Here is a 16,284-nt window from a genome sequence, read left to right on the forward strand (position 1 = left end):
AGTTATTGGAAAGTACTTTATAAACTTTAAAGATTCTCACTTCATCTGTCTTCATTCTTGTTTCTGAAACAACAAGAACATCATTTCAGAACAACGAAGTCATGTTCTCTTTTATTCGGTGAATAATATGAGAATCATCAAGGTAAACATAACAGAGAGCACGCTTCGCTCTATCCCTAATACCTCAAAGTTCATACCAGAGACTTTCCATAGTTCTTTCCGATGGGCGCGAAACAGGTTGCTTTAACATTTTCTATATCCCTCTGATTTGTTTTCGGCCAGTGGCGCCAATATTGTGAGAGAACGCTATGAACATAGATATGTTGGTGGTGGCAGGCTATTTTTTGCTGATGATCATCATTAGCCTTGCCTTCAAGAAAATGGCGAATAAGTCGGCAAGCGACTATTTCCGGGGCGGCGGTCGTATGCTGTGGTGGATGGTAGGCGCTACTGCATTCATGACACAGTTTTCGGCCTGGACCTTTACCGGGGCGGCGGGCAAGGCGTTTAACGACGGTCTGGCGGTAACGTTTGTTTTCTTGGGAAATATCTTTGCCTATGCCATTTCCTATTGGTGGTTCAGCCACCGCTTTCGCCAGATGCGTGTTGATACGCCTACCGAGGGTATCAAGATGCGTTTCGGCAAGACGAACGAGCAGTTCTTTACCTGGGCCATTATTCCTTTAAGCGTGCTCAACGGTGGTGTGTGGCTAAATGGTCTGGCGATCTTTGTCGGAGCCGTGTTTGGCTATGACATGGCGACCACTATTTGGATCACCGGTATCTCCGTACTGCTTATCTCGCTCTTGAGCGGAGCATGGGGGGTGGTCGCCAGCGACTTCGTTCAAACGTTGGTCGTTGCCGTCATCTCTGTGGCCAGTGCCATTGTCGCCTTGGTCGCCGTTGGTGGGCCTTCTGAAATGATTGCCCGGTTCCCGACCAATTTCGTGATGGGACCCGATATGAACTACGGCCTGCTGTTAATAGGCTCGTTCCTGTTCTTTCTGGTCAAGCAGCTGCAAAGCATCAACAACATGCAGGACTCCTATCGTTTTCTCAATGCGAAAGATTCTGACAACGCACGCAAGGCGTCCCTGCTTGCTCTGGCATTAATGGTCGGGGGAACGCTGATCTGGTTCATTCCACCCTGGGCCACAGCCGTCCTGTATCCAGATGCTCCGCTGGCACATGCTGAATTGGGAAATAAGGCCAGTGATGCAGTTTATCTGGTCTTTGCAGAACGCTTGATGCCGGTAGGAACGATAGGACTCCTAGTTGCCGGGCTATTTGCTGCCACCATGTCGTCGATGGACTCTGCCCTGTGCCGTAACGCCGGTATTTTTGTACGCAGTTTCTGGGCGCCTGTAGTGTGCCGTAACAAGCCTCTCAGCGAGAAAAAGCTGCTGCACGTCAGCCAGATCGCCACGATCGTAAACGGTATTCTGGTTATCCTTATTGCTCAACTCTTTGCTCAACTCAAAGGTCTGAGCCTATTCGAGCTGATGATGCGGGTTGCCACCCTGCTTCAATCTCCCATTCTGGTGCCACTGTTCTTCGGCATGTTTATTCGTAAAACGCCAAAATGGGCGGCCTGGGGTACCGTTGCCTTTGGCATGTTTGTGTCCTGGTTGGTCATGAATGTATTCACTGCTCAATGGTGTGCCGGCTTGTTTGGAGTGACCCTGACCGCACGTGAACTTTCTGAGCTGACGACTACTATTACCGTGGCAGCTCATCTGGTGCTGACGGGCGGTTTCTTCTGCGCCACTACCTTGTTCTACAAGGAAGAGACATTTACTGCAGAGGAAAAACAGCAAACGGCCCAGTTCTTTAAGGACATCGAAACGCCTGTAATTGCTGAAGGTGATCAGGACGTGTATGACCGCCTACAGCGCAGCAAGCTAGGGCAGATTACCTTGATGATGGGGGCTGGCTTGATGTTGATGGTACTGGTACCCAACCCGCTCTGGGGACGGCTCCTGTTTGCAGCATGTGCCATCTCCATCCTACTCTGTGGCTACCTGCTCAAGCGCAGCGCTCATGTAGAAAAAAGTATAGAGACACTCCAGGCTCGATTGACTACCGAGCGTGCGTCCTGAGAAAGCGCTGAAAGATGCCGGCATCCGAAAGGGTGCCGGCTTACGCATGACCTGGCGTTTTCCAGACTGTTTGTTTCAGTATGCCTCAGCCCGCCTGCTTCAGCGTCACGTTGGCATAAGGCTCAAAGAATGACCTCACTCGATCTGTTGGTGGTTGCGGTATACCTCGTTTTTATCATTGTGGCAGCCTGGTGCTTTCGTCGTTACGCACAGAGCAGCAGTCAGTTCATCAATGGCGGTGGTTCCATGCCCTGGTGGATGGCCGGGGCGACTGCCTTTATGACGCAGTTCAGCGCTTGGACGTTTACCGGCGCCGCAGGAAAGGCCTTTACCGATGGCTTTCCCGTTCTGGTCCTGTTCTGGGGCAATGCTCTGGGATTTTTCATCGCCTGTCTGTTCTTTGCGGCACGTTACCGCAAGCTTCGGGTTGAAACCTCGATGCAGGTGATTGCCCAGCGTTTTGGCAAGCCGACCGAGCAATTCTTTACCTGGCTGCAGTTCCCGCTCTCAACCCTTACGGCCGCCATCTGGCTTAATGGATTAGCCTACATCCTCGCCTCGATGACCGGCTTTGGCATGGTACCGACCCTGCTCATCACCGGTACGGTCATTACCTTCATTTCCGCCAGTGGCGGTGCCTGGACAGTCAACGCAACCAACGTCATCCAGCTGGTTCTGATCTTGGCAATTACCCTGGTAACCGGCTGCTTTGCGCTATACACAGGCGGTGGGCCAGGCAACATCGTCGAGCGCTTTCCCGTGGATTTTTGGCAGGGGCACGACATGAATCTGTGGCAGATCCTGTTGTTCTGGATTGCCATGATCCTGATGCAGCAGGTGCTGTCGACCAACAACGCGATTACCTGCTATCGCTTTCTGGTTACTCGAAACGAGCATGAGGCTCGGCGGGCAGCCTTTCTGGCCGGGGTTCTTTTTGTGATCGGCCCTGTCCTATGGTTTATTCCGCCGTGGGTAGCCGCCACGCAAGGTGCAGATCTTGTGGGGCAGTACCCTCAACTGGGCGAGCAGGCAGGAAACGCGGCCTATCTCTACTTTGTTCAACAGGCAATGCCAGCCGGTACGGTCGGGCTTACATTAGCCGCGATGGTGGCTGCGACCATTGCTCCCATGAGCACTGCGCTCAATCGCAATGCGGGGATCTTTATTCGTAACGTTTATCAGCGTCCTGCCCATGGGGAGGCCCACTTGCTTGCCATGGGCCGCTGGGTGACGCTGCTCAATGGCGCCCTGGCCACCCTGACAGCGTGGTGGATGGCCGAGCAGGAAGGCATAGGGTTCTTCGAGCTGGCAATGATGGTCAGCTCCCTGTTTCTTCTGCCCCTTTCCATTCCTGCTCTGTTGGCCGTGGTCGTACGACAGACCCCGGATTGGGCGGGTTGGAGTACGGTGCTGGTCGGCGCAGCGGTATCGCTGATCTTTTATATTGGCTTCAACCCCGTGGCGCTTCCTGCGTGGTTGGGTGCGTATACGCTCACCGAACGTGAGGCGAGCGATCTGAAGTTTGGGGTGACGGTTCTGGCGCATGTGGTTTTCACGGGTGGTTTTTTTATCGGGACCCGCGTCTGGTATAGCCCTACCCGTAACACCGAGAGGCGGCAACAGCTCACGCTATTCTTTCGCAATATGTATCGTCCCCTGCAGCCCGATGAGATTGCCTGCGTCGATCCTTCCCAAGCCAGGAGGCTAGGCGCCCTGGTAACAGGTATGGGGCTGCTTTTACTTCCACTTCTTCTATTGGCTGAGGCTCCCCAAGGGCGCTGGTTGCATGCCGCTATTGTAGGAACGGTACTGATATCAGGATTAGCACTGCGACATTGGGCAGGCAGTAGTAGAACATAAGCAGTTAACGCTCAGAATTAAGACTTCGTTATCAATAGCGAAGAGGGCGAATCCATATTGTTGAGCAACTCATAAACAGTCCAATAGAACATCATTGAAAACAACAGAGGTGTGTTATGGCAAAGGGTTCCCATATTGAACTGGATTACCATACGTATAGTGATGAAGGTACTGGTGCTGAAGTAACACGCCTTACACCCACCGATACAGTGTGTCACCGAAACTATTTTTATCAGAAATGTTTTACCAATGATGGTACCAAGCTGTTATTTGCAGCCGAGTTTGATAATAACCGTAATTATTATCTACTCGATATTCAGAAAAAACAGGCGGTACAGCTAACGGAAGGCGCTAGTGATAATACTTTTGGCGGCTTTTTATCTCAAGATGACCGTTATCTCTATTATGTGAAAAACGAGCGTCAGTTACGCCGTGTGGAGTTGGCAACGCTGGAGGAAACAACGGTCTATCAGGTAGCCGATGATTGGGTTGGGTATGGTACATGGGTAGCGAACAGTGCCTGCACAAGCTTGGTTGGAATCGAGATCGCCCGCTCGGACTGGACGCCGCTGACCGACTGGGAAGTGTTCCGGACATTCTTTACCAGTAACCCCCATTGCCGACTGATTCGCGTCGATTTGGGCACAGGAGAGGCTCGTGTCGTTCACGAAAACACGATCTGGCTCGGGCATCCCATTTATCGCCCCTATCACGATCATACTGTTGCGTTCTGCCATGAAGGTCCTCATGACATGGTGGATGCCCGGATGTGGCTGGTCGATGAGGACGGCTCCAATGTACGCAAGGTGCGGGAGCAGAAGCCGGGGGAAAGTTGTACCCACGAGTTCTGGGTGCCGGATGGCTCCGCCATGATCTATGTCATCTATCCAAAGGGCCAGCAGGCGCGGCAGATCTGGCGATTTGATCCCGACACCGAAACCAATGAGATGCTGATGGAGATGCCGGCCTGCTCGCACCTGATGAGCAATGAAGACGGCACGATGCTGGTAGGTGACGGTTCCGGTACGCCTGTCGATGTAAAGGACACTCAGGGGTATACAATCGAGAACGACCCCTGGCTTTATGTCTTCGACGTGAAACGCCAGCAAACTGCGTGCCTGGCTGCGCACAATAGCTCCTGGCGGGTACTGGATGGCGACAGACAGGTGACCCATCCACATCCATCGTTCACGCCGGATAATCGCAAGGTGTTATTCAGCTCCGATTTCGAAGGCAAGCCCGCCGTGTATCTGGCAACGCTGCCCGACACGTTGTTTACCTGATTGACATGTCATGCCCAGCCAGTGGCTGGGCATGAGCGCCCTTACTCGTAAAGTGTATGGCGAGCCTCGTGAGCCTGATAGAGGCGTACACGACTGTTGCTTAAATGCAGGTACATGGCCGCCCGTGCCGAATCAGGGCTCTGCAGCGCAATGGCGCTATAGATCTTTTCATGTTCGCGATACACCAGATCAAGATACGCGACGCGATCCTTCTGAGCGGCATAGGCCGAATTCATCTTGGTACGTGGAATGAGCTTTGTACCCAGATGCTTCATGATGTCGAACATATAGGCGTTGCCGGATGCCTTGGCAATGCGCAGATGAAACTGTGAGTCCGCATGGATGGCAATGCCTGTTTTCGGGCCACTGTCTTTCATGGAAAGCAGGGCCAGCTCGATCTCCTTGAGCTCCTGCGGGCTGCGATTCTGCGCTGCCAGCCCAGCCGCCTCGACTTCCAGGCTCATGCGTAGCTCCAGCAGGCTCAACACATCCTGCAGCGTGGAAATGGTTTCCGGTCCCAATTGCAGAGTAGGCGGGGGCGGCATATCAACAATAAAGGTGCCGACACTGCGGCGTGTTTCGACCAGACCCGCCGCTTGCAGTCGCAGCAGCGCCTCTCGCACCACGCTGCGACTGAATCCTTCGCTACTGGAAATTTCCAGTTCCGAAGGCAATTTTTCTCCCCGCTTGAAAACCCCATCGCGAATGTACTGCGACAAACGGGCAACCAGTTCTTCAGCTAGACGTTTTGGCTTTTGGGAAGGCCTGTCGATCATAAAGGGCTCATTTGTTTTTCTGGGCTCGATGACTTCCGCAGCAAGCATACACATTTCGGCTAATCCGCTCAGAAGAAAAGCATGGCAAACCGAACACCTTTGTGTGCCGTTGTGCAAGGAAGATGGCTTTCGATGACATTGAGCTTTGATGCCTGAAACATGCCTGAAGGCACGTTGGTATCAGAGCGATCTGCGTCACATGAAAATTGACGGTCTCGGTTACTGACTGATCAGTCAGGCTGTTCGGACCGTAAGGCAGAGCAGGGTATAAACCTACCGGGTTGTTTTGTTATGGTCAGGTGCAAGCCATAGCCATAAGCGAGACAACAAGAATGAAACGTTCCGCCCTTGCCACCCTGGCGGTACTTGGAAGTCTGGTGGCAGTTGCCCAGGCCCAGGAGCACTCGGATATTCCCGCGCGCCAGGAGTTTTATGCCTATGCCTCCCAGACCCTGAGTGATACCCAGTTCCTTACCGGGCAGTCAGGCAGGCCTGTCACCTTAACTGCCGGATTGAGCCTGCCAGCTGGGGAGGGACCGTTTCCGGCGGTCATTCTCCAACATGGCTCCGGTGGTATTGGCGATAACATTGCCTATTGGCAGCGCACCCTTAACCAGCAGGGAATCGCCACGTTTGTGCTCGATGGATTCACCGGCCGCGAGCTGATCAGTACCGGTAAGGACCAAGCTCAGCTGGGACGGCTCAATTTCATTCTGGATGAATACCGAGCCTTGGCGCTGTTGGCCAGTCAGCCTCGTATCGATGCCTCCCGTATCGTATTGATGGGCTTCTCTCGAGGCGGCCAAGCGTCGCTTTATGCCAGTCTTGCTCGCTTCCAGAAGGAATGGATGGCGGGAGACGCCCGCTTCGCGGCCTATATTGCCTTCTATCCTGACTGCTCCATTTCCTTCAAGGATGAAGACAAGGTGGTAAACAAACCCATTCGGGTCTTTCATGGCGAGGCAGATGACTACGATCCCTTGTCCCGGTGCACTCCTTACCTGGATCGCCTGGCCAAGGCAGGCGCCGATGTAAAGGTGTTTCGCTATCCTGAGGCCCACCATGGTTTCGACAGTCCTGCCTCGCAGCCTGTACGTGTAGCACAAGGCAGTCAGACGGTACGGGCATGCCAGATTGTCGAGGGTGAGCAGGGCGCGCTGATCAATCAGGAAACGGGGGAGCCGTTCCGCTATACCGACGCCTGCGTCGCGCATGATCCCCATGTAGGGCCCAATGCCGATGCCACACGGCAAGCCACAGAGGATGTATTGGCGTTTCTGAAAAACGTATTGGATAAACCGTAAAACGAATTACCCAGCCTCTTGCCAAGGCTGGGTGACAGGATCAGGCGTGGCGACGCCGACGGAAGAACCAGATTGCGGCAACGATAGCCAGTAAGGTGGCGGCTATTCCTGCCAGCCATAGTCCGGCATGTGGCTGGGTTGCAAAAAGCCGTTGCACGAACTCTCCCACACCGTAGCCAATACTGACCATGATGGTTGCCCAGAGAAAGGCGCCAACGATATTCAGTGGTACGAAGCGTCTGGCAGGGATGCCGCTGGTGCCGATGATGATTGGGCCAATGGTTCTGAAGCCATACGCAAACCGCGTCCCGATCACCCATAGCGATGGATAGCGCTGAATCAGTTGGCGTGCTCGCTCGATTCGGTGCTGATGACGATGAAACTTCTTCAGGACGGGATCGCCATATCGCCTTCCGATGAAGAAGAGGAACTGATCACTGATCATTGCGCCAATGGCCGTCATCAGGATGGTCAGAAAAAAATTCAGATAACCATGGCGGGCAGCCACACCTGCCAATATGGCCAAGCCGTCGCCTTCGATAAGCGGCCCGACCATGACGGCCAGGTAGCCGTAGTGGGTTATCCATTCGTTCGGTTCAAGCATGTTGCGGTCCTGATAATCCAGGTATTGTCTCAAAAACAATACCGTCCAGGCGTTGGTCGCGCGTACCAGGCCTCGTTAAGATAGCGATCCGGGAATTTTGGCATAACCGCCTTTCGAAAGGGCAAATGAACCCTCTGCGTATCGCTATACGAACGGATTTCGCAAACGGATCGCCATTTTGCCAAGCTAGCTAGAGAGTTACTGGCACCTGATCAAGGGAAGCACCGTTGATGATCACTTAGCGAGATCCTTGATGGCTTACAGGTATGATTCACCGATACTGCCGATAGCGCCAAAGCGGTTCATTGAATAAACCGCTCTGGCGCTACGCTGTTGAGTTAGACTGCCCGCAGCACCACGAAATTGCGTACGCTGAAGTAGCCATCGTCACGGCTCCACGGAAGCGCCTGCAGGTTCGAAGCACCTTCTTCCCAATGAATATTGTCACTGAGTGCCTCAAAGCGGTGCTCCTGGTTGTAGTTGCAGAAGAACGTACGAAACCAGTGGGTGTTGCCTTTCAACGGCATGTTTTGAATGGTGGTATGAATCGACGGCACCAGATTCTCCGGCAGCTCGCTGGTGCTTCCTTTGGCTGCGCGGATTCCGAGGTTGCCTACATAGGCCCGGTAGCGGCGCTCATTGATCAGCCAGTTTTCAACCGAAACGTGTTCGGCTGCATCGACTTCCCAGAACGCTGCCAACAAGACATGCAATGAGTTGGCGATAAAGTTTTCGAAGGCATTTGCCAGCCCCTCATCACCCTCACCGATACCTGCAAAAATCTCTTCGACCAGCACGCCCTCTTCGACCATCACATGAATATCCAGGCGCCCGCTGCCTTCGCCGGGATACCAGCGGGCACGTATGGCCGGGAGCTGATTGTTGGGCGCTACCCAGCCATCATATACAGCACCGGTCAGGCCGTGTTTTTCCAGAATCAGTTTGAGTGCGTCGGTTGGGTTCAAGGTCGTCATAGGAGTAGCCGTCAGTAAATAAGGAAGAGCATGCCGAGTTTGCCGGGGCTCAGAACTGACGAGAGTCAATAGGCCGGGCCGCAGAGTAAAACCTGCCGGCGATCACGCGTGGCTCACAAAGGCGCGGATCATAGGCAGCGCAGCGGCAATGAGCAATCCAAATGCCTTTACATTATTGGATCTGAGTTCTCGCTCATCTTTTGAAACTTTCAAGTTCACCACACGGTGTGCGTGGTGAACTTTTTTGCACAGCGGCGTTAGCGCAACAGATTGGTACGTGCCAGCTCCAGGACTTCATCGCCACGGCCATTCATAACCGCCCGCAACAGATAAAGGCTGAAGCCTTTGGCCTGCTCGAGCTTGATGGCGGGCGGCATGGCAAGCTCCTGTGTAGCCGTCACGACATCGACCAGTACCGGGCCGTCATGGGCCAGGGCCTCCCGTAAGGCAGGCTCCAGCTGTTCGGCACTGTCGACACGAATTCCCTTGACGCCCATCGCATTGGCCGTCGCAGCAAAATCCGGGTTCTGCAACTGGGTACCAGTATCCAGATAACCGCTGGCTTTCATTTCCATGGCGACAAAGCCCAATGTGGCATTGTCATAAACCACCACTTTGACCGGTAGACCCAGTTGGGCCAGCGAGATGAAATCACCCATGAGCATGGCGAAACCACCGTCGCCGGACAGCGAGATAACCTGGCGCGTGGGATAAGCTGCCTGAGCCCCTATCGCCTGAGGCATGGCATTGGCCATGGAGCCATGATTGAACGAGCCGATCAGGCGGCGTTTGCCGTTCATTTTCAGATATCGGGCAGCCCATACCGTTGGGGTTCCGACGTCTGCCGTGAAAATGGCATCCTCATCCGCCAGCTCACTCAGGATCCGGGTCAGGTACTGCGGATGAATAGGTCGACCGGGTTGGGAGGGTTTGGCCAGATCATCCAGTCCCTCACGAGCCTTGGCATAGTGCTTGAGCGAATCTTCGAGGAAGTGCCGATCGGTACGACGCTCCAGTCGTGGCAAAAGCTCACGAATGGTTTCGCCTACATCGGCGGCGATTCCCAAGTCTAGGGCGGTTCGGCGGCCTAATGCCTGAGGGTTGATGTCGACCTGTACAATCCTGGCATTGGTTGGGTAGAACTGACGATAGGGAAAATCAGTGCCGAGCAAAATCAGCGTGTCACAGTTGAGCATCGCATGGTAGCCGGAACTGAAGCCGATCAGGCCCGTCATGCCAACGTCGAACGGGTTATCCCATTCGACATGCTCTTTACCCCGTAACGCATGAACGACAGGTGCACCGAGCGTATCGGCCAGCGCAACGACTTCGTCGTGGTAGCCCGCACAGCCGCTACCGCACATCAGTGTCACGGCTTTGCTATCCGCGAGCAGGGTGGCGAGTCTGTTGATATCCTGCTCCGATGGCATCAGGCGAGGCGGATTGAGAACCGGCCAGGCGGTCTTCCCGGCGTCCACTTCCAGCAGCGCCACATCGCCGGGAATCACGATGACCGCAACGCCGCGCTGGAGGATGGCGGCCCGCATGGCACGATGCAGGACTTCGGGCATTTGTGCCGGGTTACTGACGAGCTCAACGAAATGACTGCATTCCTTGAAAAGCTCCTGAGGATGGGTTTCCTGAAAGTAGGAAAGACCAATTTCCGATGAGGGAATGTGCGCAGCAATTGCCAGGACCGGTACGTGGTTTCGGTGGCAATCATAAAGTCCGTTGATCAGGTGCAGGTTGCCTGGCCCACAACTGCCTGCACATACCGCCAGCTTGCCCGTAGCTGCTGCTTCCGCCCCGGCCGCAAAGGCTGCGGTTTCCTCGTGGCGTACATGCATCCAGTCGACGGTTTCCATCTTGCGCAAGGCATCGTTCAGGCCATTCAGACTGTCTCCGGTGACGCCCCAGATACGCTGTACGCCTGCCTGCTCCAGTGTGGTAGCCAACTGCTGGGCAATGGTGATCTTAGCCATAACGATTCGTCCTTTGACAAAGTAAATGATCGATGGCTCAAGGCAGCATAGGACGTGGCTGGGTTCGGTTGAACGCCAGGGATTGCAGCCATCCAGATGATGAGATAGCGATGCTGCAAACAAGTACGCTCTAGATCAGCCTGCCATCGAAGCTCTTTCGAAGCAGGCGTTCCAGGCTAAGTTCAATCGATTTCTGGAGGAAGATAGGGCAGGACTAACCCTTGGCGGATTGAATGGCGTCCAGCAGGGCTTGGTCAGACGTCTTGTCAATCCATGCTTCAGGCAAGCTCACGCGTACTGACTGCTCACCACCACTAGGCGTACATACCACGGTAACGTTGCCTTCGGCATCTTTGGTAAGACTCTTGGCCGCTTTGGCCGTTTTCTGGCTTCCTCCCGAGAAAGCCTCTACACAGGTCCACGTGGTATTGCCTTCGTCCTGAACGGTGCGTTGTTTCATGGTGTCACTCTATCGACTGCCTGCACGGCGTTACGCTATAGACGTAGCGCGCATGGTTAGAGTTCTTGACCTCAACGCCTTGCAGGCTTTCGGCAATCCAGAGTCATACCCGACCCTCACTCTTCAAGCAGCTCCAGCAAGTCATCCGAGGGTGCCGTGGCGTTTTCAGGCTGACCTGATGAAGTGGGCGTGTCAGCCGACGCTGGCGAAGCGGCGGGCTCGGTTGTGGGAGAGGCTGGAGCGGCGGCTGGCGCAGTAAATTGCTCGAAGGCTGACGTGTCGATAGGTGTAATGGGCGGCGCTTGGGGCGGTAATGGTACGGGTACAGAAGAAAACCCCGCATCAGGATCCGGGCGTGTCTCAGGAGCAGGTGCCGCCGAGGCTGGCTTCGGTGCCAGCGCCTGTGCAGGTTGGCTGGGCTGTGCAGAAGAGGGCGTGCTGGCGAGTGGGCTCGGCGCGGGCGCTGCTTTTGTTTGATGTATTCCTTTGTTGGCCTTTTGGGCCTGAGCCGGCAAGAAGCTTTCTACCAGGGAAAAATAGCGGCTATAGAACTTGCCTGACGTAACCGTCTCGCTGGCGACCTTGACCATGGAGTCGTTTGTCGAGCCGATAGGCATCGAGACCGAGCCGAGCACACCTACTCCCAGGCTCGCCGAGTTATTGAGCTTTTTCAGCGCATAACGGTCCTGAAGCGCGTTGGCAAAAATGGTTGAACCATGATCGTTGGGGGTATTGGCCGTGCAGACAACATTAAAGCTGATTTCGAGGTGGTTCTCTCCGGTCTGCTGAAAGCTCTTACGGCCACTGACGAGCTTTGGATCATTGCTGGTAATGATATAGCCCTGACTGAGCAGCGCACGTCGAGCTGCTTCGCAGGCAGCGGTATCGTTTACCGGATAGCTACGCGAAAACGTACCCGAGTCATCGAAATTTTCGTGTTCGTACACGGCAGGCTTGTTGTTCGAGCAGCCAGCCAGGCCGGTCAGCATAGTGGCCAGTGCCAGTGTGCCGATACCAATCGATTTTGACATTGCAGATCCTGAAAACAGCCAACGCCAGACAAGAAGCGCATGGCGTACAACGGGCATGAAGAGAACGCATTAAACGGAATGCAATGCTACTACGGAAGGGTGAGGCTAAAAAGATATCAATTAGGCGCTAGGTGACCGGATGTGTCCTCTTATCAAGCCGGACTGACAGGCTGGCGTGACCGCTTGCCATTACCTGGTGCCGTCTTGGTTGAGGCCTTGCGCGGGGCCGCCTTGCGCTTCTTCTTGAACGGCGTGGACTTACGCCCCGCTGGAATAGCCGGCCCGCTAAAGGTCAGGTTCAACCCCATGCAACGCTCGACCTGCTTGCTCATCCAGGCGGATTGCTTGGTCACGAACTCTTCAAGGCTCATCTCACCGGTTTGAACCATATCCAGCGCTTGCTCCCAGATAGCGGTCGTACCGGGGTCGGCAATAGCCCGAGGCACAGCGTCGATCAGACTAAAGGCAGCAGGCGTAGAGAGCAGAGCCTTACCCTGCTTGGTCAGATAACCGCGGTCCAGCAGCCCTTGAATGATCCCGGCGCGTGTCGCCTCCGTCCCAATACCTGTGGTGTCCTTCAGTTTTTGCTTGAGCTTGGGGTCGTCCACCAGTTTGGCTACATTCTTCATGGCCTTGATCAGGTCACCTTCTGTGAAGGGCTTGGGCGGTTGTGTCCAAAGGTCTTTGAGCTGAACATCCACCACAGCGCATAACTGGCCTTTGGAAAGCATGGGCAGTGGCTGTGGTGCTGGCGCTTCCTTTCCCTTTGCTGGCGTAAGTGCTTCCGGCAGGGCTCGCTTCCAGCCTGGCTCGACGATGCGCTTGCCTACAGCTCTGAGCAACTGTCCTGCGCAGTCAAAATCGGCTTGAGTACGGTCGTACTCATGGTTTGGGAGAAATTGCGCCAGGTAGCGGGCGCGGATCAAGGTATAGACTGCCTTGTGCTTGCCCGTCAGCCGATCCAGGCTGCTGATAGCTGCGGTTGGAATGATGCCGTGGTGTGCGCTGACCTTTGCATCATTCCAAGCCCGCGAGCGGCGCCTCAGGTCCAGGTGCGCCTTGAGAGGCAGAAGGGAGGAGTCGGAGCGCTCAAGCGCCGCCATGATGGCTGGGGCTTCGCCATGCTGGCTCAAGGGAAGATAGCCGCAATCGCTGCGCGGATAGGTAATGACCTTATGGGTTTCGTATAGCGCCTGGGCAATATTCAGCGTTTCCTGGGCGCCCAGACCAAGCTTTTTCGAGCACACCTCTTGCAGCGTGCCCAGATCAAACGGCAATGGAGCAAGCTCACGCATGCGTTCGGTCTGTACCTTCATCACCTGAGCAGTGTCTGTCTGGCGCATCGCCTCTGCTGCACTCTGGGCGATATCCTGGCGCAGGCAGCGGCCCTGATCGTCGCAGACATCCTCAGGAGCCTTCCATTGGGCCGTAAACTGATGGCCCTCGGCAGACAACAACACATCGATTGCCCAGAACGGTACAGGCACAAAGTTGGCAATGCTGCGATCACGGTCGACTACCAGTCGCAGGGTAGGGGTTTGCACACGTCCTACGGGCAGGACGCCCTGATACCCTGACCGTTGGCCCAGTAATGTAAACAGACGGCTCATGTTCATGCCGATCAGCCAGTCGGCACGCGAGCGACCCAACGCCGAATGATAGAGGCTGAAGGTATCAGCGCCGGGTTTTAGCGTAGCCAGCGCTTTACGAATGGAAGCATCATCCAGCGCCGACAACCACAGACGCTGGATAGGCCCCTTGTAGCGACAATGTTCGACCAGTTCGCGGGCAATCATCTCGCCTTCGCGATCAGCGTCCGTTGCAATGATCAATTCCCGGGCTTCGCCAAGCAGCCTTTTGACCGCCTTGAACTGGCTTGCGGTCTTGGGTTTGACGAGCATTTTCCACTTTTCCGGGATGATAGGCAGATCTTGCAGATTCCACCGCTTATACCGATCGTCATAGGCATCTGGCGGGGCTGTTTCAAGCAGGTGGCCAATGCACCAGGTTACAGTGGCCTGTGGGCCTGTCCAGCAGCCTTCGCCACGGCGAGTAGCGCCCAGGACCTTGGCAATGTCTTTGGCTTGGGAAGGTTTTTCGCACAGGAAGAGCCGCATAGCTATCGTCATTCAAATCAACAATAGCGTAAGCATGCTTAAACCGCAGCACAGAGGCAATCGAAATCTGTATATGCATACAGATAATGCACGCTGCCAGCTTTATTTGGCGAATCGATAAAATACGAAGTGGGCCGTCGATCATACTGTCATTCGGCCCAACCGGTTCTGCATTAGAACTTCAAGAGATCCACCATGTTAAGAATGGCAGTAGAGAACATCAGGGTAAAAAGGCATACCAGCGAGAGTTTAAGCTTTTTCAAGCCTGACTCCTGACGCTGGCGCTTGGCCTTTGTTAACGCCTTGATGGCTGCAGAGGGGCGAATACCGTTGTTCAGCATCCAACCCAGAATTTCATTTTCAGGCCGTCCTCTCATTACCGCTGAGGTAGCCAGTCGCGTTAGCCCTTCTGAGCACGCTTCGTCACGCATGAGTTAATCCAGTGATTTCGACCCTCTGAGCGTAATGCGATATGCATGACGATTCAATGATGGCCGTATTACAAAAACGCATATTTATCGCTTACTTCGTCGGAAGTTGAGCCAGGTCAACCCGGCAAGTCAGCAGTCCCTTGGATCTACCTTGAAGGTAATCGACTCATGTGACCAGAACTTGACGACTATGTTGCAAGGCAGGGTGATATTCCTGGCTGAATGTAAACGCTATATGCACCTTGACGATCCGACCCCTGGCAGTAGACTCTAAAATGAAACGTCGTTTCACAATGGCGAAACCTTTGATAATCACAACAATGAAAGGATCCCTATGAAAGCTCTCATGATCGAACAGGAGTTGCAGTGCTGCTTCCATGAGGTCGAGGCCATCGAGCCAGGGCCTGGAGAGGTTCAGGTAGCGGTTCGCCATATAGGACTCTGCGGTAGCGATCTCAACACCTATAAAGGGTTGAATCCGTTAGTGGCACTGCCTCGTATTCCTGGTCATGAGATCGGTGGAGAGATCATCAAGGCAGGACCGGGCGTACCGCTGGACTATCGTGCAGGGCGGCGCGTCATTGTGGTGCCCTACACTGCATGTGGTCACTGCACCTCGTGCCGTCAGGGACGCGTGAATGCCTGCAAGACGAACCGGACACTCGGCGTTCAGCAGAACGGCGGGTTGGCCGAGCAGATCGTACTGCCCTACGAGAAGCTCATCCTGAACGATACCTTGCCAGCACGGCACCTGGCGCTGGTTGAACCCCTATCGGTAGGTTTCCATGCCGCGAGACGCGGGCGGGTTGCCAAGGGGGACAGAGTGGTGGTCATTGGCTGTGGAATGATAGGCATGGGCGCCGTGGCCGGAGCTGTGTCACGGGGTGCAACAGTCATCGCGATGGATGTCTCCGAGACCAAGACCGAAATGGCGCGTAAATACGGTGCTTCACATACTATCGTGGCCTCGTCTGGTCATGTGGACAAGCAGATCGAAGCACTGACTGACGGTGACGGGGCTGATGTCGTCATCGAATGTGTGGGCCTGCCGGCCACGTTTACCCAGGCGATCGATATCGTGTCCTTTTCTGGACGTGTGGTGTACGTGGGGTACGCCAAGGAGCCGGTTTCCTACAAGACGCAACTGTTCAACCTGAAGGAGCTGGACATCATGGGCTCCCGTAATGCAACAGCCGAAGACTTTACAGCCGTCGTTCGCTATCTGGAGACCTTGGATCACTCTCCAGATGATCTGATTTCCAAGGTGTTTCCCTTCGAGGATGCCGAGCAGGCCCTGCCGTACTGGGATGCGGAGCGCGCTTCAACCTTGAAGATTTTGATCGAGCGATAACCTTTCCGATAC

Annotated in this window: 13 protein-coding genes; 5 read left to right on the forward strand and 8 right to left on the reverse strand. The window is 54.7% G+C overall.

What is annotated here, in order from left to right; all coding sequences use genetic code 11:
* Window positions 1–308: 308 nt before the first annotated feature.
* From GM154_RS20010 to GM154_RS20020, 3 genes are all read left to right on the forward strand, one after another.
* Window positions 309–2,099, forward strand: coding sequence for a sodium:solute symporter family protein (locus tag GM154_RS20010; protein WP_219653155.1), 1,791 nt, complete (start codon window positions 309–311; stop codon window positions 2,097–2,099).
* 129 nt (window positions 2,100–2,228) lie between these two features.
* Entirely contained in the window at window positions 2,229–3,959 is a 1,731-nt protein-coding gene (locus tag GM154_RS20015; RefSeq protein ID WP_219653156.1) for a transporter, read from the forward strand.
* 116 nt (window positions 3,960–4,075) lie between these two features.
* A complete protein-coding gene (locus GM154_RS20020) occupies window positions 4,076–5,242 on the forward strand; it encodes an oligogalacturonate lyase family protein (protein ID WP_219653157.1) in 1,167 nt (388 codons plus the stop codon).
* A gap of 41 nt (window positions 5,243–5,283) precedes the next feature.
* Here GM154_RS20020 and GM154_RS20025 read toward each other — a convergent pair whose 3' ends face one another.
* Window positions 5,284–6,018 (reverse strand): FadR/GntR family transcriptional regulator, encoded by a 735-nt coding sequence (locus GM154_RS20025; protein ID WP_019364554.1) that lies wholly within the window; start codon window positions 6,016–6,018, stop codon window positions 5,284–5,286.
* A gap of 332 nt (window positions 6,019–6,350) precedes the next feature.
* On the opposite strand from GM154_RS20025, the gene GM154_RS20030 reads away from it, so the two are divergent.
* Window positions 6,351–7,322 (forward strand): dienelactone hydrolase family protein, encoded by a 972-nt coding sequence (locus tag GM154_RS20030; RefSeq protein ID WP_122043876.1) that lies wholly within the window; start codon window positions 6,351–6,353, stop codon window positions 7,320–7,322.
* A gap of 40 nt (window positions 7,323–7,362) precedes the next feature.
* Here the strand turns inward: GM154_RS20030 and GM154_RS20035 are convergent, their stop codons facing one another.
* From GM154_RS20035 to GM154_RS20065, 7 genes are all read right to left on the reverse strand, one after another.
* Window positions 7,363–7,926, reverse strand: a complete 564-nt coding sequence (locus GM154_RS20035) for a DedA family protein (protein ID WP_019364552.1) — start codon at window positions 7,924–7,926, stop codon at window positions 7,363–7,365.
* A gap of 338 nt (window positions 7,927–8,264) precedes the next feature.
* Window positions 8,265–8,900, reverse strand: coding sequence for a DUF6348 family protein (locus GM154_RS20040; protein WP_010798933.1), 636 nt, complete (start codon window positions 8,898–8,900; stop codon window positions 8,265–8,267).
* Window positions 8,901–9,157: 257 nt separating this feature from the next.
* Entirely contained in the window at window positions 9,158–10,882 is a 1,725-nt protein-coding gene (gene poxB / locus GM154_RS20045) for a ubiquinone-dependent pyruvate dehydrogenase (RefSeq protein WP_219653158.1), read from the reverse strand.
* 214 nt (window positions 10,883–11,096) lie between these two features.
* Window positions 11,097–11,342, reverse strand: a complete 246-nt coding sequence (locus GM154_RS20050; RefSeq protein WP_010798935.1) for a hypothetical protein — start codon at window positions 11,340–11,342, stop codon at window positions 11,097–11,099.
* 116 nt (window positions 11,343–11,458) lie between these two features.
* On the reverse strand, window positions 11,459–12,373 hold the full coding sequence (locus GM154_RS20055) for a DUF2242 domain-containing protein (protein ID WP_219653159.1): 915 nt from the start codon (window positions 12,371–12,373) through the stop codon (window positions 11,459–11,461).
* A gap of 152 nt (window positions 12,374–12,525) precedes the next feature.
* Window positions 12,526–14,490 (reverse strand): DNA topoisomerase III, encoded by a 1,965-nt coding sequence (locus GM154_RS20060; RefSeq protein ID WP_219653191.1) that lies wholly within the window; start codon window positions 14,488–14,490, stop codon window positions 12,526–12,528.
* A gap of 173 nt (window positions 14,491–14,663) precedes the next feature.
* Complete coding sequence (locus GM154_RS20065) at window positions 14,664–14,921, reverse strand: hypothetical protein (protein WP_010798938.1); 258 nt, start codon at window positions 14,919–14,921, stop codon at window positions 14,664–14,666.
* Window positions 14,922–15,255: 334 nt separating this feature from the next.
* On the opposite strand from GM154_RS20065, the gene GM154_RS20070 reads away from it, so the two are divergent.
* Complete coding sequence (locus tag GM154_RS20070) at window positions 15,256–16,272, forward strand: zinc-binding alcohol dehydrogenase family protein (RefSeq protein WP_219653160.1); 1,017 nt, start codon at window positions 15,256–15,258, stop codon at window positions 16,270–16,272.
* Window positions 16,273–16,284 lie beyond the last annotated feature (12 nt).

It is taken from the genome of Pseudomonas sp. MAG002Y (genome assembly GCF_019400845.1).
GTDB classification, from domain to species: domain Bacteria; phylum Pseudomonadota; class Gammaproteobacteria; order Pseudomonadales; family Pseudomonadaceae; genus Chryseomonas; species Chryseomonas luteola.